Raw genomic sequence first — 25,014 nt, forward strand, 5'->3', positions numbered from 1 at the left:
TCCTCGGGTCAGGCGGTGGCGGGCTGGTGGCCGCCGTGGTCGGCGTACGCCTCTTCCCGGTGGAAGCCGAGCGAGCGCATGACGGGGAAGTCGTTGAAGGAGAAGAGGCAGGCGTCCTCGGACGGATCCAGGTTGTGGTGCTCGTGCCAGGCCCAGGACGGGACGCAGAAGATGTCGCCCTCGGTCCACTCGAAGCGCCGTCCGGCGATCACCGAGACTCCCCGGCCCTTGGCGGCGGTGTAGATCACCGAACCGGTGTGGCGGTGCGCGCGGGTGGCCTGGCCGGGTCGCAGCAGCTGCATGTGGGCGCCCATGGTGGGCATCACCGGACCGCCGGTGAGCGGGTTGGTGTACTCGGCGATGACTCCGTCGTACGGGGAGCCCTCGCCGGCCTTGGCGAGACCCCGCAGGGCCTCGTACGTCGGCTCCCAGGGGAAGGCGAGCAGCGGCGAGTAGGGCCGGGTCCATTTCTCCACGCCGTACGGCAGCAGGTTCGCCGCGTACGTCAGGACGGAGGAGTTGATGACCTTCCCCGGCGTCTGGTACAGCTCGGGGTGCACCTCGTAGAACCCCGCGTCCAGGGCGTTGACCAGCGGGATGTCGAGTCCGTCCTGCCAGATGACGGGCGCGTCGGCGGATTCGTTGCCGTGCTCGTGCCAGGTGCCGTTGGGTGTGATGGCGAAGTCGCGGGGGCCGACCTTCAGCTTCTGGCCGTCGACGACCGTCCAGGCTCCGGTGCCCTCGTGGACGAAGCGCAGGGCGGCGGCCTGGTGGCGGTGTGCGGTCATGGCCTCGCCGGGGCCCATGATCTGCAGGCCTGTGTAGAGGAGTCCGGCGGCGGCGCTGACGTCCCGGCGGCCGGGGTTGACGAGCATGACCACGCGGCGGCCGGCGTCGTCGGCCCGGACCAGGCCGAGGGCCTTGTGGACCAGGGGGCGCAGGTCGGCGTAACGCCACAGCACGGGAACGGACTCGGGCTGCGGGAACCAGGGCTCGATGTCGTTGGCGACGGTCCACAGCGCGCCCGCGTCGAGGGCGCCGAGTTCCTCGTAGTAGGCGGTGAGTTCGGGGGTGTCGGTGACCCGGGCGCGGCCGAGGGCGGTGTCGTCGTGCTCGGTGGTCATGCGTCCTCCTCGGAGGTGGCGGTCGGGGGGCCCGGGGGTACGGTGAACGACACGGGCAGGCGGGGGCGGTTGTCGACTTCGAGGCGGAAGACGTCGAAGCGGTTGTAGTGGCCGACGATGTCGTGCATCTGCTTGGGCTGGACGCAGCGGGCCAGGTCGATCTCGCCGTAGACGATGCCCTCGTCGTCGACGAGGGGCTCGCTGACCGGGCGGCCGTCGGGGCCGAAGATGCCGGACAGGGCGCTGCGCGGGCGGGTGAACCGCTCGCGGAGCTCCTCGTCGTCCCCGGCTATGGCGTCGACGATCTCCGGGGAGACGGTGGAACAGGCGACGACGGAGAAGACCTTGCCCTCGAAGCTGTGGGCGGCGGTGCGCACGGCGATGGCGTCGGCCATGTCGTAGTCGGCCGGGGCCACCGGCAGGGCGATGTAGCAGGAGGCGTGGACCAGTTCGCCCTGGGCGAGGAGGGTGAACCGGGCGAGGGTGTTGGTGTTCTCGCCGCAGGCCAGGACGCCGAGCGGTCCGACGGGGGTGGTGTGGACCCGCAGCGAGCTGCCGTCGCCGCCGGTCCAGGTGAGCTTCTCGGCCCAGGTGGGCACCAACTTGCGGTGGGCGCCGAGGAGTTCGCCGTCCGGGCCGATGGTCAGCAGGGTGTTGTGCAGGACGCCGAGACTGTACGGGACCCGCTCGTTGACGCCGATGACGAGGGTGATGCCGTGCTGCCGGGCGGCGGCGCGCAGGGCGTCGACGTGCGGGCCGGGTACGTCGACCGAGGCGGCCCGGAGCCGCTCGAACCAGGGCGAGCCCTGGACCGGGTTCATCGTCCAGTTCCAGTACGGGTATCCGGGGACGAACACCTCGGGGAACACGACGAGTTCGGCGCCGTTGCCGGCCGCCTCGGCGATCAGGGCGACGGCCTTGTCGACGGTGGCGGCGGGGTCGAGGTAGACGGGTGCGGCCTGGACGGCCGCGGCCGTGAAGCGGCGCAGGTTGTCCATGGGGGACCTTTGCTATCGGGGTGCGGGGGCCGCGGCGACGCGCGGCAGCCAGCGGCGGTGGACGGGTTCGGCGGGCGGCCGCAGGAGTTCGAGGCGTGGCGGCACCCGGTCGGTGCGGGCGGCCGGGGGCCGGCGGCGGCCCGCCGCCCAGGAGGGCGCCCAGGGCGCCGCGGGGCCCGTGTAGCCCTGGGCGGCCGCGGCGTGCAGGGTCCACAGGGGGTCGTGGAGCTGGGCGCGGCCCACACCACAGAGGTCGGCCCGGCCGGCCAGGATGATCGAGTTCACGTCGTCGTAGGTGGAGATCGCGCCGACCGCGATGGTGGGGACCCCGGTGGCGTTGCGGATCAGGTCGGCGTACGGGGTCTGGTAGCTGCGGCCGTACCGGGGCCGCTCGTGGGCGACGACCTCTCCGGTGGAGACGTCGATGGCGTCGGCGCCCGCCTCGGCGAGGGCGCGGGCGACGGCCACGGCGTCGGTCTCGGTGAGGCCGCCCTCGGCCCAGTCGGCGGCCGAGATGCGGACGAGCAGGGCCTTGTCGAAGGGCCACACCGCCCGTACGGCGCGCAGCACTTCGAGCGGCAGGCGCAGCCGCCCGGCCAGGTCCCCGCCGTAGGCGTCGGTGCGCCGGTTGGTCAGCGGCGAGAGGAAGCCGGAGATCAGGTGGCCGTGCCCGTACTGGAGTTCCAGCACGTCGAAGCCGGCCCGGTCGGCGCGCCGGGCGGCGGCCGCGAAGTCCCGTACGAGCGCGTCCATGTCGGCCCGGTCGGCCTCGCGCGGGAGGCGGCTGTGCTCGTCCCAGGCCAGGCCCGAGGCGGCGACGGGCGGCCCGTCGCCGGTGGCCGCGCGGCGGCCCGCGTGCGTGAGTTGGATGCCGAGGCGGGTGTCGCACTGGCCGTGGACGAACCCGGCGATCCGCCGCCAGGCCGCTTCCTGCTCGTCGCTCCACAGGCCCGGGCAGCCGGGGGTGGCGCGCCCGTCGGCGCTGACGGCGGTCATCCCGGCGAGTACCAGGCCGGAGCCGCCGAGCGCCTGGGTGCTGAGGTGGACGAGGTCGAAGTCGCCCGGGACTCCCTCGCGGGCGGTGTCCAGCGCGGTCGGCGGTACGACGACCCGGTTGCGCAGCAGCAGCCCGCCGAGCCGGAAGGGCCGGAACATGGGCGGCACGGGCGAGGAGCCGTTGACCGCACTGGTGAAGGCCTCGTCGCGCACGCGCAGGTTGTCGTAGGTGACGCGGCGGCTGCGGGTCAGGAGGTTGAAGGCGAACTGGTGGGGGTCCTGGCCGGTGTACCGGTCGATGTGCTCGAACCACTCCAGACTGGCCTGGGCCGCCCGCTGGGTGGACTCCACCACCGGCTTGCGCTCGTCCTCGTACGCGGTGAGCGCGCGCGGCACGTCCGGGTGTTCGTGCAGGCAGGCGGCCAGCGCGAGGGCGTCCTCCATGGCGAGCTTGGTGCCGGAGCCGATGGAGAAGTGCGCGGTGTGGGCGGCGTCGCCGAGCAGGACGATGTTGCCGCGGCGCCAGGTGCGGTTGCGCACGGTGGTGAAGCGCAGCCACTTGGAGTTGTTGGGCAGGAGCCGGTGGCCGTCGAGGTGGGCCGCGAGGAGTTCCTCGCAGCGCCGGATGCTCTCGGTGTCGCTCGCGCCGGGCGGCAGGTCGCGGGCTGCGGACGCCTCGAAGCCCGCGCGCCGCCAGGCGTCCTCGGCCATCTCCACGATGAAGGTGGAGCGGGTGTCGTCGTACGGGTAGGCGTGCACCTGGAGCGTGCCGAAGTCCTGCTCGTCCACGATGAAGGTGAAGGCCTCGAAGACCTTGTCCGTGCCCAGCCACATGTAGCGTCCGGCCCGTTCGTCGAGGTCGGGGCCGAAGGTGTCGGCGAAGGCGGCGCGGGTGGCCGACCGTACGCCGTCGCAGGCCACCACCAGGTCGTGGGTGGCGGCGAGTTCGGCGGCCGGCGGGGCCTCGGTGCGGTAGCGGACGTCCACCGCCAGGGCGGAGCAGCGCTCCTGGAGGATCCGCAGCAGGTGCCGCCTGCCGAGGGCGGCGAAGCCGTGGCCGCCCGAGGTGAGGGTGCGGCCCCGGTAGCGGACGTCGACGTCGGTCCAGCGGGCGAACCGGGCCGACATGGCCTCGTACGTCTCGCGGTCGGCCTGGGCGATGCCGTCGAGGGTCTCGTCGGAGAACACGACGCCGAAGCCGAAGGTGTCGTCGGGGGCGTTGCGCTCCCAGACGGTGATCTCCCAGTGCGGGGAGAGCTGTTTGGCCAGGGCCGCGAAGTACAGCCCGCCGGGTCCCCCTCCTATGACTGCCACGCGCACGGCGTGCCTCCCAGTGGTTCCGAAGCGATGAGGAGCTCGGCCCGTTGCGGGCCCGCGGTGGTGAGTACGGCCCGTACGTCGTCGGGCCAGGGGGTGGCCCCGGTGGCGCGCGCGGCCGAGTGGGCGACGACCATGTGTCCGGCGGCCGCCTCCGCGCCGTGCTCCCCGTGGACCGTGAAGGCGTAGTGGAGGGAGCTGGCGCCGACCTTGGTGACCCGGAGCTCGGTGCGCACCGCGTCCCCGAACCACAGCCGGGCCCGGTAGTCGGCCTCGAAGTGGACCCGGGGCGTGCTGCCGAACAGGTGCGCCAGGCCCAGGCGGCGCAGCAGCACGGCCTCGGCCGCCTCGACCCAGCGGACGACGGTGGAGTGGTGGTAGTGGCCGGCGGCGTCGGTGTCGGGCCATTCGACGCGGCGTTCGACGACGACGCTCGGCAGCCGCGGGGGCTCGGGCGGCTGCGGCGGATCGACCGGCCCGATGCGTGTTCCGGCGTGTTCGGCGGCCTCGGCGGCCGTCCGGGCCGCCAGGCCGCGCAGTTCGGCGCGCCGGAGCTTTCCGGAGCCGGTGCGCGGGAGTTCCGTCACGAACTCCACGGCGCGCGGGTACTTGTAGGGGGCGATGGTCTGCTTGACGTGGTCCTGGAGTGCGCGGACCGTGGCCGGGGCCGCCGGGACGTCCGCGCGCAGGACCACGTACGCCTTGACGATCATGCCGCGCCGTTCGTCGGGGGCCCCGACGACACCGCACTCCTCGACGTACGGGTGGGCGGCGAGGGCCTTTTCGACCTCGGGGCCCGCGATGTTGTAGCCGGAGGAGACGATCATGTCGTCGCTGCGGGCGACGTACCAGAAGTAGCCGTCGGCATCGCGGACATAGGTGTCGCCGGTGATGTTCCAGCCGTTCCTGACGTACGAGGCCTGGCGCGGGTCCGCGAGGTAGCGGCAGCCGGTGGGACCGGTGACGGCGAGGAGGCCGGGCTGCCCGTCGGGCACGGGATCGCCCTGTTCGTCGACGACGGCGGCGCGGTAGCCGGGCACCGGGCGGCCGGTGGAGCCGGGCCGGATGTCCTCGTCGGCCGCCGAGATGAAGACGTGCAGCATCTCGGTGGCGCCGATGCCGTCGATGATCCGCAGGCCGGTGGCCTCGTGGAACTCGTGCCACACGGCGGCGGGCAGCGGCTCACCGGCGGATACGCAGCGGCGCAGTCCGGCCAGCCGGTCCACCGCCCCGGCCGCCATGATCGCTCGGTAGGCCGTGGGAGCGGTGAACAGGACGGTCACTCCGTGGGCGGCGACGAGGTCCGCCAGCTGCTGCGGGGCCGCCTGCTCGATCAGCAGGGTCGCGGCGCCGGCGTACAGCGGGAAGACCACGAGCCCGCCGAGCCCGAAGGTGAAGGCGAGCGGCGGCGTGCCCGTGAACACGTCGTCCGGGCGGGGTTTGAGGATGTGCCGGGAGAAGGTGTCGGCATTGGCGAGGACGTCGCGGTGGAAGTGCAGGGTCGCCTTGGGGCGGCCCGTCGTGCCGGAGGTGAAGGCGATCAGCGCCACGTCGTCGGCGGCCGTGTCGAGGGTGGCGAAGCGGCCGTCCTTGGCCGCGCACCGCGCGGTCAGGTCCTCGGGACCGGGTCCGCCGTAGCTGAGGACCGGCAGGCCGGGAAGGCCGGCTGCGTCGAGTTCCCCGGTGTGGCGGTGGTCGCAGATCGCGGCCGCGGGCCGGCTGATGTCGTGCAGTTCGGCGAGTTCGGCGGCGCGCAGCAGCGGCATGGTGGTCACGGCGACGCAGCCGGCCTTCAGGACGCCGAACCAGGCGGCGACGAGCCAGGGGTTGTTGGGGCCGCGCAGCAGCACGCGGTTGCCGGGGCGCAGGCCGAGGTCCTCGGTGAGCACTTGGGCGACCTGGTTGGCCCGGCGCTGGAGTTCGCCGTACGTCCAGCGGTCGGTCGGGGTGAGCAGGGCGGGGCGGTCGGGGCCGAGGCGTTCGACGGCGTCGTCGAGCAGTCGCCGGGCGCAGTTGAGCCGGTCCGGATAGGACAACTCCGGTAGGTCGAAGTGGAGTTCGGGCCAGAGCGGGAAGGGCGGCAGCCGGTCACGACAGAAGGAGTCGGCGTGCGCGGAAGGGGAGAGCTCCATGGGGCGGCACCTCAATCAGGGAGCAGCGGGGGAGACGGGAGCAAGGTATGTCGAATATTTGGCGTCCGTCAAGATTTCGCGATATCGCTGCGGCTGCAGCCGCCCCCCGCGACCCCGGACCGCGGCTCAGGCCGCCGGGATGCCCACGCGGACGGACGTGCCGAACTCCTCGGCCACCACGGCGAGTTCGCCGCCCAGCCCGGCCACCAGCAGCTGGACCATCAGCAGGCCGCGCCCGTCTTCGGCCTCCGGGTCGACCGCCGCGCGGGGCGCGGGCAGCCGCGGGAGCGACGCGCCCTGGTCGGCGACCTCCAGCCGGAGCCATCCGCCGTCACAGGCCACCGCCACCCGCATCCGGCCGGCGCCCACGTGCCGGACGACGTTGCCGACGAGCTCACTGACGGCCAGCAGCAGGGCGTCCGAGGCGTCGAGCGGGATCCGCCACCCTTCGAGCACGGCCCGAACCCGGGCCCTGACCTGCGGGACGGCCACCGGGGCGGGGTCGGTGACCCAGTGGGTGACGCTGCGGACCGAGCCGCCGAGGGTGGTGGGCATGACGTGCTCCCGGAGGGGGAAGGCGACGTAACCGCTGGAGTGGCTCGCGTAACCGATTCCAAGAACCTGATAGCCACTGGGCTTGTGGGCAGCGGAAACGCATCGCTAGAGTCGTGATTACACGTGTAACACGTTACGTCCCCCCCGGCGGCCCGCGCAAGCATTTCGGACAAACGTCACGAAGCTGCGCCCGCCCCGGCCGCCCCGCCTTGGAAGGGCCGCAATGACGCAGACTCCCCCGGCATCCCGCCCGGCGTCTCCCCCGGTATCGACCCCGGCCGCGTTCGACACCGCCGATATGACCTGGCCGCCTCCGCCGTACCGGCCCCCGGTGGCGCCCGTGACCGGCCCGGACGGGGTGCGCCGCTTCGACGGGGCCACCTACGCGACCACGCCCGGCTACCGTCCCCGGCTGCTCGACGTCCAGGTGCCCGCCGGCGACGGCCCCTTCCCCGCCGTCGTCTGGATCCACGGCGGCGGCTGGCTCGACGGCGACCGCCGCTACCCGCCGCCGACCGTGCCCGCCGACCTGCTGCACGGCGCGGTCCTCGGGGCCGGGCTCGCGCTGGTCTCCGTCGACTACCGGCACAGCCTCGAAGCGCCCTTCCCGGCCCAGCTGCACGACGTGAAGGCCGCGATCCGCTACGTCCGCGCGTTCGCCGGCGTCCTCGGCATCGACCCCGACCGGATCGGCGTCTGGGGCGAGTCGGCCGGCGGCCACCTGGCCGCGCTCGCCGGCCTCGTCGGCCCCGGCACGGAGGGCGGCGCCGCACTCGAGGGCACGGAGGGCATCGGCTCCGGGGAGACCGGGGTGCTGGCCGTCGTCGACTGGTACGGCTGCTCCGACCTGGTCGCCCTGGCCGCGCACCCCATGCCGCCGATGCCCTCCGAGGTCGCGTTCCCCGACCCGTACGAGGCCCTGCTCGGCGCCCCGGTCGCCGACGACCCGGAGCCGGCGCGGGCGGCCAGCCCGGTGACGTACGCCGGGGGCCCTCCCCTGCCGCCGTTCCTGCTGGTGCACGGGACCCACGACGGCCTGGTCCCGTACAGCCAGAGCGAAGCCCTCGCCGAGGCGCTGCACGGCGCCGGGGGCGAGGCCACCCTGCGGCCCGTCGAGGGCGCGGACCACATCTTCCTCGGTTCCGCGGACATTCCCGGGATCGTCGCGGAGAGCGTGGCCTTCCTCGCCGGGCACCTCGCTCCCGCGGCCGCGAGAGCCGGCCGTGACCAGTAGTCCGGCCGCGATCGAAGCCGCCCGCCCCGACGGGTCCGCCGGCGGGGCGCCCCGCGGCGGGGGCCTGCTCCTCCTGGGCCTGCTGCTCCTGGGGGCCGCCGCGCTGGCGGCCCTCGTGGTCCGCGCCGACGTCGCCGATCCGCCCTTCCAGGCGCTGGACGAGCGCTGGCTGACCTGGATGGGCGGCCCGCACGACGGGGCGTACGCGGCCGCCGCCTCGGCCCTGGACTGGTTCGGCGGCCCGTTCGGCGCGGTCGTCCCGCTCGCCCTGCTTGCTCTGCTGCTCGTGCGGGGGCGCCGGGTGTCGGCCGGGTTCCTGCTGCTCGCCTTCCTGGGCGGCAACCTGCTCGTCGTGCAGGGCCTCAAGCACCTGGTGGACCGGCCGCGCCCGGCGCATCCGCTGGTCCGCGTCGACCACGGCTCCTTCCCGTCCGGGCACGCCGCCACGGCGGCGCTCCTGGTGGTCGTCGTCGGGGCGCTGCTGGTCCCGGCCGCCCGGCGGCGGCTGTGGTGGGCGGCGGGGACGGTCTTCACGCTGGCCATGATGTGGAGCCGCACCTGGCTGCACGCGCACTGGCTCAGCGACACCGCGGCCGGCGCCGCGGCGGGCGCGGGGGCGGGGCTGCTGGTGTGGTGGCTGCTGCGGCCTGCGCTCGAGCGCGAGCGTGAACGCGCAGGCGCACGTGTACGCATACGCGGCCGGGTCCGCGACCGTCGGGAGGTCGCCGCGGTCTCGGCCGGGGGCGGTCCCGGTCGGACCGGCTGACCGGCTGACCGGCTGACCGGCTGACCGGCTGACCGGCTGACCGGCATGCTGCGGGCGACGGCTCGGTCCTGCGACGGCGGGCCGGGCCGGCTGCTCGAGCACGACGGCTTCCCCCACCGGGGCCGTCCCCCGGGTACCGGCGGAGTGCGCAGGAGCAGGGCCGGCCGGAACGGGCGTTCGTCCGCCGCCGTCGTGACGGCGGCGGACGGGTGCTCAGGAGGTCTGGCGGTGGACGAGGACGGCCTCGACGGGCGCTACCGGCGGGGCCGTTCCGGTCTCGATCAGCTCGTGCACGGTGTCCGCGATCCGGGCGGCCGAGGGCAGGTCCAGCCGGACCGTGGTCAGCGCGGGCTGCTGGAGCGCGGACAGGACGAGGTCGTCGGAGCCGACCAGGGCGGCCTCGTCCGGTACCGGGATGCCCTCGGCCCGGAACGCGTGCAGGAGCAGGGCCGCGTACTCGTCGTTGTACGCGAAGACGGAATCCAGGTTCAGGCTCCGCCACCGCCGGGCGAGCGCGGTCGCGGATTCGCGGGTGTAGGCCAGCTCCACCGGGGTCACGGTTGCCATGTGGCGGGCGGCGACCGACTCGGCGCCCGCGAGGCGCGGCTGGGCGAGCGTGCCGAGGCCCCGTTCGAGGGGCATGACGACGCCGATCCGGCTCCGGCCCCGGCCGATGAGGTGCGCGGCCGCGGTGGCGCCGATCCGGGCGTGGTCGAAGCCGACGGTGTGCACGCCCTCGACGGGGCGGGCCGCGAACGCGAGCAGGCCCCGCACCCCGGCGCGGCGCAGCAGCTCGGCCGCCTGGCCGGTGAAGCGGTCCCCGTCCATGGCGACCACGGCGGCGGGACGCAGTTCGGCCCAGGCCCGGGCGGCGTCGAGGGGGTCGGCGAAGCGGCCGGCGTGGAGGACGGCCGTGTAGCCGTGGCGGTCGAGCTCGCTGTGCAGGTCGTCCACCCAGTCGCTGACGAGCCGGCCGATCGCGGAGACCGAGGCGGGCATCAGGACGAGGTTGCTGCGGCCGGCCCGCAGGGACCGGGCGGCGGCGTGCGGGACGTAGCCGAGCTGCCGGGCCGCGTCGCGCACCCGGGCGCGGGTGGTCTCGCTGACGCGGTGGCCGGGGGTGTCGTTCAGCACGAAGGATACGGTGGCGCGCGACACCCCGGCGAGCCGGGCCACGTCGGCGCTGGTGATGGACGCGGGGACGCGTGTGTCTTTGGCCATGACGTCCCTCGGAGCTCCTTCTGCCGGACTCTTGCAGCTCTTGCAGCTCCTTTCAGGTTACACGAGTTAGATGAAGACGCCGGGAGGTGCCGGCGAGGTCGTCGAGGGCGCCGACGACCGAGTCGAAGCGCATCGTGGTGCGCGTCCGGGTGTCGTACGGCTGCCACGGCGGCAGGTCGCAGTGGTTCGGGTCGCCGGTGCGGACGAAGGCGATCCAGGCCTGGTGCATGGCATGGGCGAGGCCGTCGCGGACGGCGGGGGCGAGGCCGGCCAGGAAGGGAGCGCGCGACCACTGGCCGAAGTTGTCGAAGGTGAAGGGGAGTTCGAGGCAGTGCGTGGCGCCGAGCCGGCCCTCGTGCGCGGGGGTGGGCAGGTCGAACTGGTAGGTCCGGACGGGCCGGCCGAGCGCGGCCCTGGCCTCGGCGAGCCGTACGGCGGGGACCCGGAAGAGCTCGTCCGTGATCAGGTCCATGAGGACCTCGTGCGGGCGGGCGCCGGGGCGGGTCCGCTCGTACTCGGCGTACACGGCGGGGGCGCTCGCGTCGCCGAAGGCCTCCGCGATGCGGTCGGTGACCTGCTCCCGGGTGGAGGCGGCGTACCCCTCGTCGAGCGCGAAGCCGAAGGTGGCCTCTTCCCGGGTCCAGCCGATCAGTACGTCGATCCCGGCCGCCGCCCCGCTCAGCAGGGCCTCGGCCGGGTGCTGCGGCAGGGTGGCGTCGTCGATCACGGGCAGGAAGGGGGTCGGCCAGTAGCCCCACCGCGCGGTCCGCGCGAACAGTCCGGCGCTCGCCCCGATCAGCGCGGGCCAGGGCAGGGTGCGCAGTTCCGCCTCGTCCTTGACCCCGGCGAGCTCCAGGTAGGCGGCGGTGCGCTGCAGGGCGGCGTCCGGGCCGGGGAGCTCCAGGCCGAGGGGCGGGCTCTGCAGGATCACCCGCTTGATCAGACCCTGTGTCTGCGGATGCCCGGCGAGCGCGGCGGTGGACACCGCGCCGCCCGACTGCCCGGCGACCGTGACCGATTCCGGGTCGCCGCCGAGGGAGGCGATGTTCTCCCGCACCCAGCGCAGGGCGGCGAGCTGGTCGGTGAGCCAGTGGTTGGCTCCTTCGCCGGGGCCGAGGCAGAGGTAGCCAAGCGGTCCGATGCGGTAGTTGATGCTCACGACCACGAGATCGCCGTTGCGCGCGAAGGTCTCGCCCGAGTACCCCGGCAGTGAACCGGAGCCGGAGACGAAGCCGCCGCCGTGGATCCAGACGAGCACCGGACGGCGGCCTCCGTCGGCGGCGGGGGTCCACACGTCGAGGGTCAGGCAGTCCTCGTCGAACGGGGGCGACCCGTGGCCGCCGAGCACCGGGTCGCCGCCGTCGCGGTACAGCTGCGGTGCGCTCGGGCCGTCGGCGGTGGCGTCCCGGATCCCGCTCCAGCCCGGGTGCGGGCGGGCGGGCCTCCAGCGCAGGTCGCCGACCGGCGGTTCGGCGTACGGCACGCCGCGGAAGACGAGGAGACCGCCTTCGGCCGCGCCGCGGAGCCGCCCTGCGGGCAGGTCCACGACCGTCTGGTCCTCGTCCGGGGAGTGAGCCATGAGCCCGTCCTTCCTGGCCGCGCACCGGATGCGCGACGACCACCACGAGACTATTGCGTAATTTTCTCGACCGTCAACACTTCTCGATAGAAGCGCGCTTTCGGGTCGCCCGGGCTCACAGCCACAGACTGTCCGCGGCCATGCGCTCCGCCTCCGTTCGCAGCAGCGGGGCGAAGACCCGCCACAGCACCAGGCACGCGCCGGCGCCGAGCAGGGCGCCGGCGAAGGTGTCGCTGAGCCACTGGGCGTGCAGCCAGGTCCTGCTCGCCATCATGGCGAGGACGTACCCGGCCCCTACCGCCCACCACCAGCGTCGCGCGCGCGGCGGGAACACCACCAGCCCCGCCACGATCACCAGGGTCACCGCGCTGAACACCTGGCCGGACGGGTACGAGCCCTCGTTGACCAGCACCCACGGATGCGGCGGGCGCGGGCGGTCGGCCAGCTGCTTGAGCGGCAGGACCACGAACAGGTTGGCGGCGACGGCCGCGGCCAAGACGAAGAGCGCCGAGCGCCAGCGCCCGTACACGCAGAGGACGCCGATCAGCACCAGCGGCAGGATCAGCCCGAGCGGGCCGCCGAGCCGGTCGAGGACGAGGGCGAACCCTCCGTCCCCGTCGGCGGACGAACTGTTCACCGCGGCCGCCCACCCGTCGTCGAACCCCTGAAAGAAGGGCCGTTCGACCGCGCGGAGCAGCAGGGCGACGAGGAGCGGTACGAGCAGGAGGGCGATCCCGCAGGCGAGTGCGTTGCGCGGCGGAGCGGCCGGCACCGGGTGCGGCGGCGGCACGCGGGAGGGCGAGGACGGCATGGCGGGCCTTTCACGGTCGTCCCGGAGAGCGGACACGGGAGGGCGAGCGGCAAGCACGGTCGGCGGTTCGAAGCGATGAGGCGGCGAGCGGCGGCGGGGGCACGCGGCGGCACGGAGTATGGCCGAGACCCGGCCTCCGCACAAGCTTTGGTTACACGTCATGGCACAAGGGATCGCTAGGCGGTCACGATCCGGGACACGTCCCCGCACGACCCCTGGCGGTGGCCGGGAATGGGTGCTACACAGTGTCCAGCGCGACAGGTGACACGTGTAACAACATCAGGTGAACCGCGCTCGTCCGCCGCTTCCCCGGCGCCTCCGGCTGCTGCCGCCGCGTGCCCCCGCCGCCGCTCCCCGCGTATGCGGCCCCCCACCCCGCCCCTCACCCGCAACCCTCCCCCGCCACCTCCCCGCTCCGTCCCCCGAGGAGTAATCATGGCCCTGCCCGACGTCGTCGATCCCGTCCCCGCCGTCCCCGAACCGCCGCGCCAGCGCGGCCTGCTGCCGCTGTTGCTGTTCGCCAACTCCGCGATGCTCGCGGTCTACATGGGCGTGGGATCGGTGCTGCTGCCCCTCCAGATCGCCGCGATAGACCCGGTCAACAAGGTCGCCGTGCTGGGCCTGATCGGCGGAGTCAGCTCGATCTTCGCCACCGCCTTCAACCCGATCGCGGGCGCCCTCTCCGACCGCAGCGGCCGCCGCGGCCCCTGGATCCTGGGCGGCGCCCTCGCCTCGCTCGCCGCGCTGGCCTTCCTCGGCAGCGTGAGCACCGCGCTCCTCGTCGGCATCGGCTGGTGCCTGGTGCAGGCGACCATGAACGTCTACCAGGCCGCGGTCACCGCGATCGTGCCCGACCGCATCCCGGCCGCCCGCCGCGGCACCGCGTCCGCGCTGGTCGGACTGGGTCTGCCCATCGGCGGCACGGTCGGCGTCCTCATCGCCTCCCAGACCGCGGACCACCTGCGGACGGGCTACCTGGTCTTCGGCGCCCTCGTCGCCGTGGCGGCGCTGCTGCTCACCACCTTCTGCCGGGACGTCCCGCGCACCGCGGCTGCCACCGCGGCGGCAGCCGCCGCGGCCGCCCGGCCCAAGGGCGCCCGGCTCGCCGCCTTCCTCTCCTCGCTGGGCAACCACGACTTCCGGTGGGCGTTCATCGGCCGGGCCCTGATGGTCCTCGGCTACTTCTCGGTCGTCGGCTACCAGCTGTACATCCTCGACGACCACATCGCGCTGCCCGCCGGACTGACCCCGCCCGCCGCGATGGCCGTCCTCACCCCGGTGTCGATGGTCGCGATGGCCCTCTCGACCGTGCTGGGCGGCCTGCTGTCCGACCGGTGGAACCGCCGCAAGGTGTTCGTCGGCGTCTCGGCCGCTCTCGCCGGACTCGTCATGGCGGTCCCCGTGGTGAGCCCGACGTGGACCGGCATGCTCGTCTTCAGCGCGCTCAACGGCCTCGCCTTCGGCTGCTTCATGGCCGTCGACACCGCGCTGGTCACCCTCGTCCTCCCGCGGGCCGAGGACGCCGCCCGCGACATGGGCGTCCTCAACATCGCCAACGCCGGACCGCAGATCATCGCCCCCTTCGTCGCCTCCGCCATCGTCACGGGGCTGGGCGGCTACACCCCGCTCTTCCTGGCCGGCGGGGCCCTGTCGCTGATCGGGGCGCTCGCCATCCTCCCGATCCGCAGCGTGCGCTGATCCCCCCGAACCCCGCGTCCCCGCCCCGCGTCCCCGGACGCCGCGTCCCCGAACCCCGCGTCACCCACCCTTCGAAGGAGCATCCCCGTGAGACGCAAGCGTGTTCTGCCGCTGGCCGCCCTGCTGCTGTGCACCCCGGCCCTGGCCGGCACCGCACCCGCGGCCGCCTCCCCGCAGCCCTCCTCCCCGCAGCCCGCCGACCCGCTGCGGATCCTGCTGACCAACGACGACGGCTACAACGCACCAGGCATCCGGAAGGCGTTCGAGCGGCTGACCGCGGCCGGTCACGACGTCACGATCGTGGCCCCGCTCACCAACCAGAGCGGCACCGGCACGAAGATGATGAGCGGCCCCACCCTCGCGGTGAAGCACCCCGAGCCCAAGGTGTGGGCCGTCGACGGCACGCCGGGCGACTCCGTCGCCTTCGGGCTGGCCGAGGTCTTCGCGGACCGTGCCCCCGACCTCGTGGTCTCCGGCACCAACTTCGGCCCGAACGTCGCCGGGCTCGCCACCCACTCCGGTACGGTCGGCGGCGCCGTCGCCGCGCTGGAGTCCGGCGTGCCGGCCATCGCCCTGAGCACCGGCGGGCTGGCCGCGCCCGACCCGGTCACCACCGTTAACGCGATGGGCCCGACGGTCGACTTCGCCGTCAAGCTGATCGACCGGCTGCGGGCGCGGGCCCGGTCCGGGCGGCTGCTGCCCGAGGGGGTCGGCCTCAACGTCAACCACCCGGTGGTCGGCGCGGACGGTACGGGGACGGCCGCCGGTGTGGCCTCGACCTTCCAGGATCCGCAGAACTTCCTCCAGCCGGACTTCACCGACTCCGGCGACGGCACCTGGAAGGTGACCGTCAAGGTGGCGCTGCGGCCCGCGGCCAAGGGCGGCGACATCGAGGCCGTCGGCGCGGGCCGGATCGCCGTGAGCCCGATGAACGCCGACTGGAACACCGGCCCGGCCGACCACGCCGTGACCTCCGCCCTGATCGCCGGGCTCCGCCCGTGAAACGCCGGACGGGACCCCTCCTCGGCGCCGTCCTCTGCCTTGCGCTGGCCCTGCTCGCCCCGGCCGTACCGGCGGCCGCACGGTCCGGCGGCTCGCCGCAGCCCGTGGTCGCGCTCGCGCAGGGCGCCCTGCGCGGACAGAACCGGGACGGGGCGCAGGAGTTCCTGGGCGTTCCCTACGCCGCTCCCCCGGTCGGGGACGCACGGCTGCGGGCCCCGCAGCCGCCGGCGCGCTGGAGCGGAGTACGGGACGCCGGCCAACAGGCTCCCGCGTGCCTGCAGTTCTCGCCGTTCGGCCTGCGCGATCCGGCGGCCGTCAGCGAGGACTGCCTGTACCTGGACGTGTACCGGCCGCGGACGGCCCGCCCCGGAGCCCGGCTGCCGGTGGTCGTCTGGATGCACGGGGGCGCGTACAGCCAGGGCACCGGAACCCAGTTCGGCGGGCTGACCATGGCCGAGCTCACCCAGACCGTGGTCGTCAGCATCAACTACCGGCTGGGGCAGCTCGGTTATCTGGACCTTCCCGAGCTGAACGGTCCGCGCGAGGTGCGGTCCGGCTCGTTCGGGCTGATGGACCAGATCGCGGCGCTGCGGTGGACCCGCGAGAACATCGGCGCGTTCGGCGGGAATCCGGACAGCGTGACGGTCTCCGGCCAGTCCGCGGGCAGCGGTTCCGTCTGCGGGCTGCTGGCTGCCCCGTCGGCCGCCGGCCTGTTCCACCGGGCGGTGCTGCAGAGCGGCCCGTGCACCTTGCTGCGGACGCCCGACAGCGCCCGCGCCGAGGCTCTGGCGCGGGAGTTCGCCGCGCGGGCCGGGTGCGGCGATCCGGCCGGGGTGGCCGCGTGCCTGCGCGCAGCCCCGGGGGCGGCGCTGGTCGGGGCCGCCCGTACGCTGCCCACCCCGGGCCCGGCGTCGGGCGACGGCCTGCTGCCGGTCGATCCGGAGCGGGCCGTGCGGAGCGGTACGTGGCACAAGGTGCCGGTCCTGATCGGCAGCACCCGTTCCGAGGGCCGCTTCTTCGTCGCGCTGACGCAGCCCCAGCTGACGCGGGAGCAGTACACGCGCAGGTCCTCGCGAAGTACGGGGACGCGGGGCCCGAGGTGCTCGCACGCTATCCGGTCGAGGCCCACGGCTCGCCCTATCTGGCGTACTCGGCCGTCCTGACCGACTCGGCCTTCGCCTGTCACACCGCGCGGACGGCGGAGCTGTTTGCCGCCCAAGTGCCGACGTACGCGTACGAGTTCGACGATCCGCAGTCGCCGACGCTGGCCGGGGCCCAGGTGCCGGGCCTCGACCAGGCGAACGGGCACAGCGCCGAGCTGGCCTATCTGCACGACTTCACCATGGGTGAGCGCCCGCTGACCCCCGTGCAGGTGGCGCTGGCGACCCGGATGAAGCGCTACTGGGGTGCCTTCGCCCGCTTCGGCGTCCCCGTCGTGCCGGGTCAGGCCACCTGGCCGGCGGCCCTCCCCGGCTCCGGGGCCGCCCCGGTGCTCACCCTCGGCCCGGCGGAGTCGGGGGCGGGCTCGTCGTTCGGGGCGGACCACCAGTGCGCGTTCTGGCGGACCCAGCCGGACCGGCCGCTCTGAGTCACGCGGCCGCGCGGCGGCGCCGGCGCCGCAGCACCACGAAGGCCGGCGCCGCCAGCGCGACGAGGGCGGCGGACACCGTCAGGAGCCAGACCGGGATGCCGTCCCCCACCGTGAGCAGCTCGTTGCGGAAGACGATCCTGCGGTACGAGGTGTCCTTGGCGGTGGCCCGCAGTTCGTGGTCGGCGTCGATGCGGCCCGGTTCCGGGAACTGCTGGTCGATCGCCGTCAGGAACACCGGCTCCCCGCCGGTGAGTTCGGCGAGCGGTCCGCTCTCGGGGGTGACCTTCCCCGCAAAGGTCACCTGGGGCGCGGATCCGCCGATCGCCGAGCGCGGCTCCATGCGGTGGTCGGCCAGTACGTACAGGCCGAGGGACTGGGGGGTCTTCGCCATCCGGGAGAGCCGCATCGGGTAGACCAGCGTCGGGCTCTCGAAGCGGATCTTCAGCGGGTCCAGGTCCCCCCGCAGCGGCTTGCCCTGCTGCCGGGGGGCCAGGCGTACCGCCACGTACTCCCACTTCTGGTCGACGTAGGGCTTGACCTCGGCGGCGAGCCGGTCGGGGAGCTCGAAGCCGTTGGACTCCAGCCAGTTCTTCAGGGCGTCCGGGTCGGTGGCGGTCAGGCGCGCGACGTCGAAGTCGCCGAGCTGCTCGCGGCCGACGACGCCGACTCCCGGGTCCCCGCTGCCGGGCAGCGCGGCGCCCGCGCCGTCCCGGATCCCGGAGGAGAAGGGCCAGTCGCCTCCGCGGGGCCAGAAGTAGCTGCGGGTCTTGCGTTCGGGCCGGGTGAGCCAGGCGAGTTCGCCGAACACCTTCCCGTCGCCCAGTTCCACCGTGGCCCGCCCGGGGACGGGCATGATCCAGGCGGCCCGGTGCGCGTCCCCGCCGACGGTGAAGCGCATGACGATCTGTTCCGTACGGCCGTCCCAGCGCACGACGGACGTCTCGCGGTCGACTCCGATCCGCGACTGCCCGTCGGGGACCATCGCCCCGCATCCGCACGCGTAGGCGGGGTTGACCAGGGCGCCCACCTGGGTCGCGAGCAGGGCTATCAGCAGGGCGGCAATTCTTCTTCTCATCCACACGCGGTCTCAGACGACGGCCGGCCCGATGCGGTTCCGCGGTGTCCGGCGGGATTCCGGTTCCGGTGCCCGCGCCGCGGACCCGGGCTCAGCCGCGCGAGCCGGAGCCGGCGGCGGCATTGCGCCAGACCGTCACGTCCAGCGTCATGTACTTGCTGGGCGAGCCCTCGGGGGAGAAGCCCTGCACGGTCACCAGGCCCATGTGCCCGGTGCCGGTGATGACGCAGACCTGCCGGCCCTTCGCGAGCTTGTTCAGATAGATGTTCTTGGCGAAGCGGGTCTCGGCACGGCAGACGTCGAGGGAGCCCTCCTGCCCCGGATCGAGCAGCACCAGGTTCCCGTCGGAGGTCTCCGCATCGAGGTACGCGCCGGTGTCGTAGGAGAGTTCATACCCGCCGTCCTCACCCTGCTGGGGTCGGACGTCGTCGTCCCCGAGGGTCAGGTGGTATCCGGCGGTGAGGTTGATGCCCTTGTGCTCGGTGGGCTTGGGATCGGCCTTGGCGCTCGGCTTGGCACTCGGCTTGGCCGAGCCGCTCTGGCCTCCCCCGGCCTGCTCCGCGCCCTTGTCCTGCGAGGAGCTGCCGCCCTGCGCCTGCCCGCCCTTGTCCTTGTCCTTGTCCTTGAGCAGCGCGTAGGCCGTTGCGCTGCCCGCCACGGCGAAGACCAGCACGGCCGCCAGCGCGATGAGCACGCCCTTCTTGCCCGACTTCTTCGGGGGCTGGACGGGCTGCGGCACGAACCCGCCGGGGTACGGCCGGGGCGGCTGCGGCTGCATGTGCTGCTGCTGGCCCGGGAACTGCGTCGGGGCGTAGGCGTGCGCGTGGTTCTGCGGCGCGGCGGGGCCGGGAGCGGGCGGGGGCGTGGGGTACGACTGCGGGGGCTGCTGATGCTGCTGGGGCTGCTGTTGGGACTGGTGCGGCTGCGTGGGCTGCTGGTGCGGCGCCGGACCGAAGCCCGGGGGCGGGGTGGCCGGAGCCACCGGCGCGGTGGGCGTGTACGCCGGCACGGCCGGGGCGGCCGCCGGGGGCGGCGGGGTCTGCACCGGGGCGGGGGCGGCCGCGCGCACCGTGATGTCGGCGGCGACCGGGGCCGGGAGCCAGTCCTCGGGACGGCGCAGCACCGTCTCCGCGTTGGCGGCCTGGCAGAGCGCGATGATCTCGGCCAGGGACGGCCGGGCCTCGGGGTCCTTGGCGAGGCACCGGGTGACCAGTTCGGTCAGCCGCTCCGGGACCCCGCTGAGGTCGGGCTCCTCGTGGACGATGCGGTAGAGCACGCCGTGCGAGGTGCCCTCGCCGAAGGCGGGGGTTCCGGTGGCGGCGTACGCGGCCACCTGGCCGAGCGCGAAGATGTCGGTGGCCGGGGTCACCTTGCGTCCCGCGGCCTGCTCCGGGGCCATGAAGGAGGGGGTGCCGATGGTCACTCCGCTGCCGGTGAGGGAGGTCGCGTCGGCGGCGTAGGCGATGCCGAAGTCGATGACGCGGGGCCCGTCCGCGGCGAGCAGCACGTTGGACGGCTTGAGGTCGCGGTGGACGATGCCCGCGCCGTGGATGACGTGCAGGGCCTCGGCCATGCCGGCGATGAGCAGCAGCACCGCCTCGACGGGCAGCGCCCCGTGCGCGGTCACCGCGTCGGCGAGCGAGGGCCCCGGCACGTACGCGGTGGCCAGCCAGGGCTGGGCACCGTCGGTGTCGGCGTCGATGACGGGGGCGGTGAACAGCCCCTGCACCCGCTGCGCGGACTGCACTTCCTGGGTGAACCGGCGGCGGAACTCGGCGTCTTCGCCGAACTCCGGCCGGATCACCTTGATCGCCACGGGCCGGCCGCCGGGGGTGTACGAGAGGTACACCTTGCCCATGCCGCCCGCGCCGAGCTTGGCGGCCAGCCGGTATCCGGCGATGGTGGTCGGGTCGTCTCCGGCTAGCGGCTGGAAGACCTGAGGCGAACTGTCCCGGCCCGACTGCTGACCACTCATCAACTCACGTCTCCCACGCAGATCTCTCCCGACGACCGGCACCCTACCCAACCCGCGCGGCCGGGTCTTACACCGGCGGCCCCGCCCGGCCCCGCAGCAGCGCGGGGGTGACCTCCTCCAAGGAGCGCGCGAAGGTCCGCCGCGGTGTCTGCGGGACCGGTAGCAGCGAGGGGACGACGAGGACCCCGCACCCGGCGGCCTCCGCCGAGGCCGCGCCGTCGGGCGAGTCCTCCACCGCCACGCAGGAGCCCGGTTCGAGGCCGAGGCGCCCGGCGGCCGCCCGGTAGGGGTCCGGGTGCGGCTTGGTGCGCTCGGTGTCGTCGGCGGACATCGTGAAGGCGAAGGGGACGTGGGCCAGCGAGCCGCCGACCACCGAGTCCACGACCAGCCGCGGCGAGGCGCTGACCAGGGCGAAGGGCACGCCCTCCGCCTCCAGGGCGGTCAGCAGCCGCTGGGCGCCGGGCCGCATGGGCGCTCCGGCCTCGACCCGGCGGAAGAACCGCTCGGTGAGCGCGGCCGCGATCTCGGCCGGGTCTGCGCCGCCCGCGGCCCGTACGAGGTGCGCCGCGGTGTCCTCGACGGCGCGGCCGACCACCTCCGGCGCGTCCGCGCCGGTGAGCCGGTGGCCGAGGCCGCCGGCGACCTCCTCGGCGGTCTGCCACCACAGCACCTCGGTGTCGACGAGGGTGCCGTCCATGTCGAAGAGGACCGCGCCGAGTGCGCCGGGGCGCTCGCTCACGCGGTCCTGGCCACGACGAGGACGGGCCGCTCGGCCAGTGCGACGGCCGCCCGCGCGCCCGGCACCAGGGCCCCGGCGTCCCGGGAGGGCAGGTCGGCCTTCACCCGTACGCCGCCGGGCAGTTCCAGGTGCAGGCGGGTCACCGAGCCGAAGAAGGAGGCGGAGACCACGGTGGCCCCGCCCTCGGCGTCGGCGGTCGCGGTCACGTTCTCGGGGCGCACCAGGACCTCCACGTCGGGGGTCGGGGGGACGGGCCCGTCCACCGGCAGCCGGACGCCCGCCACCGCCACCAGGCCGGAGTCGGTGAGCCGTCCGGGCAGCCGGTTCATGGTGCCGACGAACTCCGCGACGAACGGCGTCGCGGGCCGGTCGTACAACTCGGCCGGGGCGGCGCACTGTTCCAGCTTGCCGGCGTTCAGGACGGCGACCCGGTCCGCCATCGACAGCGCCTCCTCCTGGTCGTGCGTGACGAACACGGTGGTGATGCCGAGGGACAGCTGGAGCCGCCGGATCTCCTCGCGCAGGTTCGCCCGCACCTTGGCGTCGAGCGCGGAGAGCGGCTCGTCGAGCAGCAGCACGCGCGGGCGCAGGGCGAGGGCGCGGGCCAGCGCCACGCGCTGCTGCTGGCCGCCGGACATCTGGTGCGGGTAGCGGTCGCCGTGATCGGGGAGGCCCACCAGGTCGAGGAGTTCGGCGGCCCGCTCGCGGCGCTGCGCCGCCCCGACCTTGCGCACGCGCAGGCCGAAGGCCACGTTGTCACGCGCGTTGAGGTTGGGGAAGAGGCTGTACGACTGGAAGACCATCCCCGCGTCGCGGCGGTTGGCCGGGACCCGGGTGATGTCCTGTCCGTCGACCAGGACTTCACCGGAGTCGGGCTGCTCGAAACCGGCGACGACGCGCAGGGCGGTGGTCTTGCCGCAGCCCGACGGGCCGAGCAGGGCCAGGAGTTCGCCGGGCTCGACGGTCAGGTCGAGGCCGTCGAGGGCGACGGTGGAGCCGAACGCCCGGCGCAGGCCCCGGAATTCGACGCGCGCGCCCGCGGGCTGCGCGGAGTCGGCCGTCGGCTTCCCGGCGGCGGCCGCGTCGGCGGCCACGTCGGCGGAAAGAGTGGTGGGCGTGGTGGACATCGGGGTCAGGACTCCTTGCGGGAGGTGGTGGCGGGTGCGGCCGCGGCGGTGGAGGGGGCGGTTCCGGCCCGGGAGAGGGCGAGCAGCAGCAGCCAGGTGATCAGGAGGCTGAGGACGGACACGGCCACGGACATCCGGGCCTGGGCTCCGGAGATCGAGACGATCCACACCGCGAAGGGCTGGAATCCGAGGAGGGAGGCGATGGTGAACTCGCCGAGCACCAGGGCCAGCGTGAGGAAGGCGGCGCCGGCGATCGAGGCCCGCAGGTTCGGCAGCAGCACCCGCAGGACCACGTACGGCCAGCTCGCGCCGCAGCTGCGGGCCGCCTCGACCAGGGTCGGCACGTCGACGGCGCGCAGTCCGGCGTCGAGCGAGCGGTAGACGAAGGGCAGGGCCAGCACGGTGTACGCGAGGACCAGGACGAGGGGGAACTTCTCGTTCTGGACGGCGAGGAAGGTCTGGTACAGCGGGGTCCGCGACAGGTGTTCCGGTCCCCAGCGCAGCACGGTGGTGATCCCGGTGACCAGCGCGATCGGCGGTACCACCAGCGGCAGCATGCACATGATCTCGACGACGGGGCGCAGCCGCGGGGAGCCGATGCGTACGGCGACCAGCGCGGGCACGGCGAGCAGCAGCGACAGCGCGATGGTGGCGGCGGCCAGCCCGAGGGAGAGCAGCAGGCTCTCGGTGAACCCGTCGGCGGAGAGCAGCTCGGTGTACGCCTCGAAGGTGACGCCCTGGCCGGGCACGTGCACGGTGAAGACGAAGGAGGCGACGAGCGGGACGAGGAAGTACGCGCCCGCCAGCGCGAGCACGGTTCCGCGCCGGATGCCGGGCCCGCGGCGGCGCGCGCCGGAGCGCGGGCGGGAGGCGGCCGGGCCCGGCGCCGCGGTCCGCTCCGGGGCCCCGGTGTCCGGGGCGGTCGGGGTCATCGCAGCCATCGGGCGCTCCGTCGCTGGAGGGGCAGGTAGACCGCCATGACCAGGCCGGCGATCAGGATCATGTCGAGGCCGAGGGCGAGCGCCACGTTCTCCTGGCCGGTGAGCACGTTGCCGGACAGCGCGTCCGCGATCTTGAGGGTGACCAGCGGGACGGAGCCGCCGACGAGGGCGGCGGCCGTGGCGTGCGCGGCGAAGGCGGTGCCGAAGAGCAGGACGAAGCCGCCGAGCAGGGAGGGCGCGAGGACCGGCAGGCCGACGTGGCGCCAGAACTGCCGCCCGTTGGCCCCGTTGTTCTGGGCGGCCTCGCGCCACTGCGGGCGGATGCCCTCCAGCGCCGGGGCGATCACCAGCACCATCAGCGGGATCAGGAAGTACAGGTAGACCACGGTGAGGCCGGTGAAGGAGTACAGGCTCCAGCCGAGGCCCGTGAGGTCGGCGAGCTGGGTGACGACTCCGGAGATCCCGACGGTGGCGATGAACGCGAACGCGAGCGGGACCCCGCCGAAGTTGGCGAGCACGCCGGAGGCGGTGAGCGCCGCGTTGCGCAGGACGCTGGAGCGGGAGGTGACCACGGCCTGGGCGATCAGGACGCCGAGGACTCCGCCGAGCAGTGCGGTGAGGGCGGAGAGCTGGACGCTGCCGATGAGCGAGCCGAGGTAGGGGCCCTGGAGCGAGCGCGCGAGGTGCTCGCCGGTGAGCCGGGTGGCGCCGTCCGCCGGGTCGGTGCGGGTGACCGCGCCGAAGGCGATGGCGCCGAGCGGCAGGCCGAAGCAGAGCCCGGTGAAGGCCAGCAGCGGGAGGGCGGCGAGCCAGGTGCGGGGGCCGCGCCGCCGCCGGCGGCTGCTGCCGCCGGCGGTTCGGGAGGGGGTGGTGGTGGACATCAGGAGAGGGCCTTGTCCCACTTCTCGGCGAGGGTGGCCTTGGCCTTGTCGAGCTCGGCGGAGGCCGGGAAGGCTGGGGTGCCCTGGACCTGCGGGAGCTTGGTGACGGCGTCCTTGTCGACGGTGCCGTCCTGGGTCATGACGGGCAGCAGGACCGGGCGGGCGTGCCCCTTCAGCCACAGGTTCTGGCCCTCGGCGCTGTAGAGGAACTCCATCCACAGGCGGGCGGCGGCCGGGTTCGGGGCCTCCTTGTTGATGGCCTGCGAGTAGAACTGGGCGTAGACGCCGTCGGTGGGAACGGCGACCTTCCAGTCGACGCCCTTGCCCTTGAACTGCTCGGCGTAGCCGGCGTTGAGGTAGTCCCAGTCGATGGAGATGGGCGTCTCGCCCTTCTCGACGGTGGCCGGGGTGGACTCGACGGGGATGAAGTTGCCGCTCTTCTTCAGCCGGCCGAAGAAGTCGATTCCGGGCTGGATGTCGGCGAAGGAGCCCTTGTTGGCGAGGGCGGCCGCGTAGACGCCGCCGAAGGCCGAACCGGACTTGGTGGGGTTGCCGTTGAGGGCGACCTTGCCCTTGTACTCGGGCTTCAGCAGGTCGGCGAAGGTCTGCGGGCAGGTGGGGATCTTCGCGGCGTCGCAGCCGATGGAGACGTAGCCGCCGTAGTCGTTGTACCAGCGGCCGTCGGCGTCCTTCTGGCCGGCCGGGATCTTGTCCCAGGCGGTGACCTTGTACGGGGCGAAGAGGTTCTCCGCGGCGCCGCTGCGGGCGAAGGCGATGCCGAGGTCGAGCACGTCGGGGGCGCGGTCCTGGCCCTTGCGGGACTTGACGGCGGCGATCTCGTCGGCGCTGGAGGCGTCCGGGTTCTCGCTGTTCACCTTGATCTTGTACTTGGCCTCGAAGGCCTTGATGATCTCGCCGTAGTTCGCCCAGTCCGGCGGCAGCGCGATCACATTGAGCTTGCCCTCCTTCTGCGCGGCGGCGACGAGGGCCTCCATGGAGCCGAAGTCGGCCGCCGAGGCGGCGGCGCCCGGCTGCACCGCGCTCTTCGCGTCACCGGAGGCGCCGGGCTTGGGGTCGGGTGCGGCGCCGCACGCGCTGAGCGTGGTCAGGACGGCGGCGCTGAGCAGTACGGCCGCACCGCGACGGGCGGAGGAACTGAGCACGGTCTCTCCCGGAGACGAAGGGGGCATTCACTTGTCTGAACAAGTTGGCTCCAGTTCGCCCGGGCCCGCTGTACGGACGGTGAACGGCG

The 25,014-nt window shown here is 74.0% G+C and carries 21 protein-coding genes and 1 pseudogene; 6 read left to right on the forward strand and 16 right to left on the reverse strand.

The genetic code is table 11. The features are described from left to right. Positions 1-8: 8 nt before the first annotated feature. From ACIPUC_RS09070 to ACIPUC_RS09095, 6 genes and pseudogenes are all read right to left on the reverse strand, one after another. Complete coding sequence (locus tag ACIPUC_RS09070) at positions 9-1,124, reverse strand: cupin domain-containing protein (protein ID WP_446587907.1); 1,116 nt, start codon at positions 1,122-1,124, stop codon at positions 9-11. Further along, the gene (locus tag ACIPUC_RS09075) at positions 1,121-2,122 is read right to left on the reverse strand and encodes a carbon-nitrogen hydrolase family protein (RefSeq protein ID WP_446587909.1); all 1,002 of its coding nucleotides are present in this window, start codon (positions 2,120-2,122) and stop codon (positions 1,121-1,123) included. The genes ACIPUC_RS09070 and ACIPUC_RS09075 overlap by 4 nt, the downstream gene beginning before the upstream one ends. A gap of 12 nt (positions 2,123-2,134) precedes the next feature. Further along, a complete protein-coding gene (locus ACIPUC_RS09080; protein WP_446587911.1) occupies positions 2,135-4,438 on the reverse strand; it encodes an oxidoreductase in 2,304 nt (767 codons plus the stop codon). Further along, complete coding sequence (locus tag ACIPUC_RS09085; RefSeq protein ID WP_446588894.1) at positions 4,420-4,974, reverse strand: acyl-CoA thioesterase; 555 nt, start codon at positions 4,972-4,974, stop codon at positions 4,420-4,422. Before ACIPUC_RS09085 ends, ACIPUC_RS09080 begins: the two co-directional genes overlap by 19 nt. Continuing rightward, a pseudogene (locus ACIPUC_RS09090) lies at positions 4,960-6,567 on the reverse strand (AMP-binding protein); the annotation flags it as partial. The pseudogene ACIPUC_RS09090 and the gene ACIPUC_RS09085, both read right to left, overlap by 15 nt. A 126-nt stretch (positions 6,568-6,693) precedes the next feature. Continuing rightward, the gene (locus tag ACIPUC_RS09095; protein ID WP_446587913.1) at positions 6,694-7,122 is read right to left on the reverse strand and encodes an ATP-binding protein; all 429 of its coding nucleotides are present in this window, start codon (positions 7,120-7,122) and stop codon (positions 6,694-6,696) included. Positions 7,123-7,345: 223 nt separating this feature from the next. On the opposite strand from ACIPUC_RS09095, the gene ACIPUC_RS09100 reads away from it, so the two are divergent. Together ACIPUC_RS09100 and ACIPUC_RS09105 are read left to right on the forward strand one after the other, a co-directional pair. Next, positions 7,346-8,356 carry an alpha/beta hydrolase fold domain-containing protein gene (locus tag ACIPUC_RS09100; RefSeq protein ID WP_446587915.1) on the forward strand — a complete coding sequence of 337 codons (1,011 nt, stop codon included), beginning with the start codon at positions 7,346-7,348 and terminating at the stop codon, positions 8,354-8,356. Next, positions 8,346-9,122, forward strand: a complete 777-nt coding sequence (locus ACIPUC_RS09105) for a phosphatase PAP2 family protein (protein ID WP_446587917.1) — start codon at positions 8,346-8,348, stop codon at positions 9,120-9,122. The genes ACIPUC_RS09100 and ACIPUC_RS09105 overlap by 11 nt, the downstream gene beginning before the upstream one ends. A gap of 213 nt (positions 9,123-9,335) precedes the next feature. Here ACIPUC_RS09105 and ACIPUC_RS09110 read toward each other — a convergent pair whose 3' ends face one another. The 3 genes from ACIPUC_RS09110 to ACIPUC_RS09120 form a co-directional block, all read right to left on the reverse strand. Further along, positions 9,336-10,343, reverse strand: a complete 1,008-nt coding sequence (locus ACIPUC_RS09110; RefSeq protein ID WP_446587919.1) for a LacI family DNA-binding transcriptional regulator — start codon at positions 10,341-10,343, stop codon at positions 9,336-9,338. Between the two features lie 52 nt (positions 10,344-10,395). Continuing rightward, on the reverse strand, positions 10,396-11,922 hold the full coding sequence (locus ACIPUC_RS09115) for a carboxylesterase/lipase family protein (protein WP_446587921.1): 1,527 nt from the start codon (positions 11,920-11,922) through the stop codon (positions 10,396-10,398). 115 nt (positions 11,923-12,037) lie between these two features. Beyond that, positions 12,038-12,733 (reverse strand): phosphatase PAP2 family protein, encoded by a 696-nt coding sequence (locus ACIPUC_RS09120; protein WP_446587923.1) that lies wholly within the window; start codon positions 12,731-12,733, stop codon positions 12,038-12,040. A 435-nt stretch (positions 12,734-13,168) separates the two neighbouring features. Between ACIPUC_RS09120 and ACIPUC_RS09125 the strand changes: the two genes are divergently transcribed. From ACIPUC_RS09125 to ACIPUC_RS09140, 4 genes are all read left to right on the forward strand, one after another. Beyond that, positions 13,169-14,431 (forward strand): MFS transporter, encoded by a 1,263-nt coding sequence (locus ACIPUC_RS09125; RefSeq protein ID WP_446587925.1) that lies wholly within the window; start codon positions 13,169-13,171, stop codon positions 14,429-14,431. Positions 14,432-14,518: 87 nt separating this feature from the next. Next, a complete protein-coding gene (gene surE / locus ACIPUC_RS09130) occupies positions 14,519-15,433 on the forward strand; it encodes a 5'/3'-nucleotidase SurE (RefSeq protein ID WP_446587927.1) in 915 nt (304 codons plus the stop codon). After that, positions 15,430-16,596, forward strand: coding sequence for a carboxylesterase/lipase family protein (locus ACIPUC_RS09135; RefSeq protein ID WP_446587929.1), 1,167 nt, complete (start codon positions 15,430-15,432; stop codon positions 16,594-16,596). Before surE ends, ACIPUC_RS09135 begins: the two co-directional genes overlap by 4 nt. Continuing rightward, positions 16,533-17,021, forward strand: coding sequence for a carboxylesterase family protein (locus ACIPUC_RS09140; protein WP_446587931.1), 489 nt, complete (start codon positions 16,533-16,535; stop codon positions 17,019-17,021). The genes ACIPUC_RS09135 and ACIPUC_RS09140 overlap by 64 nt, the downstream gene beginning before the upstream one ends. Position 17,022: 1 nt before the next feature. Here the strand turns inward: ACIPUC_RS09140 and ACIPUC_RS09145 are convergent, their stop codons facing one another. The 7 genes from ACIPUC_RS09145 to ACIPUC_RS09175 all read right to left on the reverse strand — a co-directional run bounded on the left by ACIPUC_RS09145 (position 17,023) and on the right by ACIPUC_RS09175 (position 24,952). Beyond that, complete coding sequence (locus ACIPUC_RS09145; protein ID WP_446587933.1) at positions 17,023-18,099, reverse strand: DUF2330 domain-containing protein; 1,077 nt, start codon at positions 18,097-18,099, stop codon at positions 17,023-17,025. Positions 18,100-18,190: 91 nt separating this feature from the next. Then, the gene (locus ACIPUC_RS09150) at positions 18,191-20,074 is read right to left on the reverse strand and encodes a serine/threonine-protein kinase (RefSeq protein ID WP_446587935.1); all 1,884 of its coding nucleotides are present in this window, start codon (positions 20,072-20,074) and stop codon (positions 18,191-18,193) included. Positions 20,075-20,141: 67 nt separating this feature from the next. Beyond that, positions 20,142-20,813 (reverse strand): HAD family hydrolase, encoded by a 672-nt coding sequence (locus ACIPUC_RS09155; protein ID WP_446587937.1) that lies wholly within the window; start codon positions 20,811-20,813, stop codon positions 20,142-20,144. Then, on the reverse strand, positions 20,810-21,940 hold the full coding sequence (locus tag ACIPUC_RS09160; protein WP_446587939.1) for an ABC transporter ATP-binding protein: 1,131 nt from the start codon (positions 21,938-21,940) through the stop codon (positions 20,810-20,812). The genes ACIPUC_RS09155 and ACIPUC_RS09160 overlap by 4 nt, the downstream gene beginning before the upstream one ends. Positions 21,941-21,945: 5 nt before the next feature. Beyond that, complete coding sequence (locus ACIPUC_RS09165; protein ID WP_446587941.1) at positions 21,946-22,881, reverse strand: ABC transporter permease; 936 nt, start codon at positions 22,879-22,881, stop codon at positions 21,946-21,948. Then, the gene (locus ACIPUC_RS09170) at positions 22,869-23,762 is read right to left on the reverse strand and encodes an ABC transporter permease (protein WP_446587943.1); all 894 of its coding nucleotides are present in this window, start codon (positions 23,760-23,762) and stop codon (positions 22,869-22,871) included. The genes ACIPUC_RS09165 and ACIPUC_RS09170 overlap by 13 nt, the downstream gene beginning before the upstream one ends. Continuing rightward, on the reverse strand, positions 23,762-24,952 hold the full coding sequence (locus ACIPUC_RS09175) for an ABC transporter substrate-binding protein (RefSeq protein ID WP_446587945.1): 1,191 nt from the start codon (positions 24,950-24,952) through the stop codon (positions 23,762-23,764). The genes ACIPUC_RS09170 and ACIPUC_RS09175 overlap by 1 nt, the downstream gene beginning before the upstream one ends. Positions 24,953-25,014 lie beyond the last annotated feature (62 nt).

This window comes from Streptomyces sp. LARHCF249 (assembly GCF_052871255.1).

What these genes read in the sequence shown, in the direction of transcription:
- ACIPUC_RS09070 (WP_446587907.1), bottom strand. Translation starts at nt 1,124, where the DNA reads ATGACCACCGAGCACGACGACACCGCCCTCGGCCGCGCCCGGGTCACC.
- ACIPUC_RS09075 (WP_446587909.1), bottom strand. Translation starts at nt 2,122, where the DNA reads ATGGACAACCTGCGCCGCTTCACGGCCGCGGCCGTCCAGGCCGCACCC.
- ACIPUC_RS09095 (WP_446587913.1), bottom strand. Translation starts at nt 7,122, where the DNA reads ATGCCCACCACCCTCGGCGGCTCGGTCCGCAGCGTCACCCACTGGGTC.
- ACIPUC_RS09100 (WP_446587915.1), top strand. Translation starts at nt 7,346, where the DNA reads ATGACGCAGACTCCCCCGGCATCCCGCCCGGCGTCTCCCCCGGTATCG.
- ACIPUC_RS09110 (WP_446587919.1), bottom strand. Translation starts at nt 10,343, where the DNA reads ATGGCCAAAGACACACGCGTCCCCGCGTCCATCACCAGCGCCGACGTG.
- ACIPUC_RS09115 (WP_446587921.1), bottom strand. Translation starts at nt 11,922, where the DNA reads ATGGCTCACTCCCCGGACGAGGACCAGACGGTCGTGGACCTGCCCGCA.
- ACIPUC_RS09120 (WP_446587923.1), bottom strand. Translation starts at nt 12,733, where the DNA reads ATGCCGTCCTCGCCCTCCCGCGTGCCGCCGCCGCACCCGGTGCCGGCC.
- ACIPUC_RS09125 (WP_446587925.1), top strand. Translation starts at nt 13,169, where the DNA reads ATGGCCCTGCCCGACGTCGTCGATCCCGTCCCCGCCGTCCCCGAACCG.
- ACIPUC_RS09145 (WP_446587933.1), bottom strand. Translation starts at nt 18,099, where the DNA reads ATGAGAAGAAGAATTGCCGCCCTGCTGATAGCCCTGCTCGCGACCCAG.
- ACIPUC_RS09150 (WP_446587935.1), bottom strand. Translation starts at nt 20,074, where the DNA reads ATGAGTGGTCAGCAGTCGGGCCGGGACAGTTCGCCTCAGGTCTTCCAG.
- ACIPUC_RS09160 (WP_446587939.1), bottom strand. Translation starts at nt 21,940, where the DNA reads ATGTCCACCACGCCCACCACTCTTTCCGCCGACGTGGCCGCCGACGCG.
- ACIPUC_RS09165 (WP_446587941.1), bottom strand. Translation starts at nt 22,881, where the DNA reads ATGGCTGCGATGACCCCGACCGCCCCGGACACCGGGGCCCCGGAGCGG.
- ACIPUC_RS09170 (WP_446587943.1), bottom strand. Translation starts at nt 23,762, where the DNA reads ATGTCCACCACCACCCCCTCCCGAACCGCCGGCGGCAGCAGCCGCCGG.
- ACIPUC_RS09175 (WP_446587945.1), bottom strand. Translation starts at nt 24,952, where the DNA reads ATGCCCCCTTCGTCTCCGGGAGAGACCGTGCTCAGTTCCTCCGCCCGT.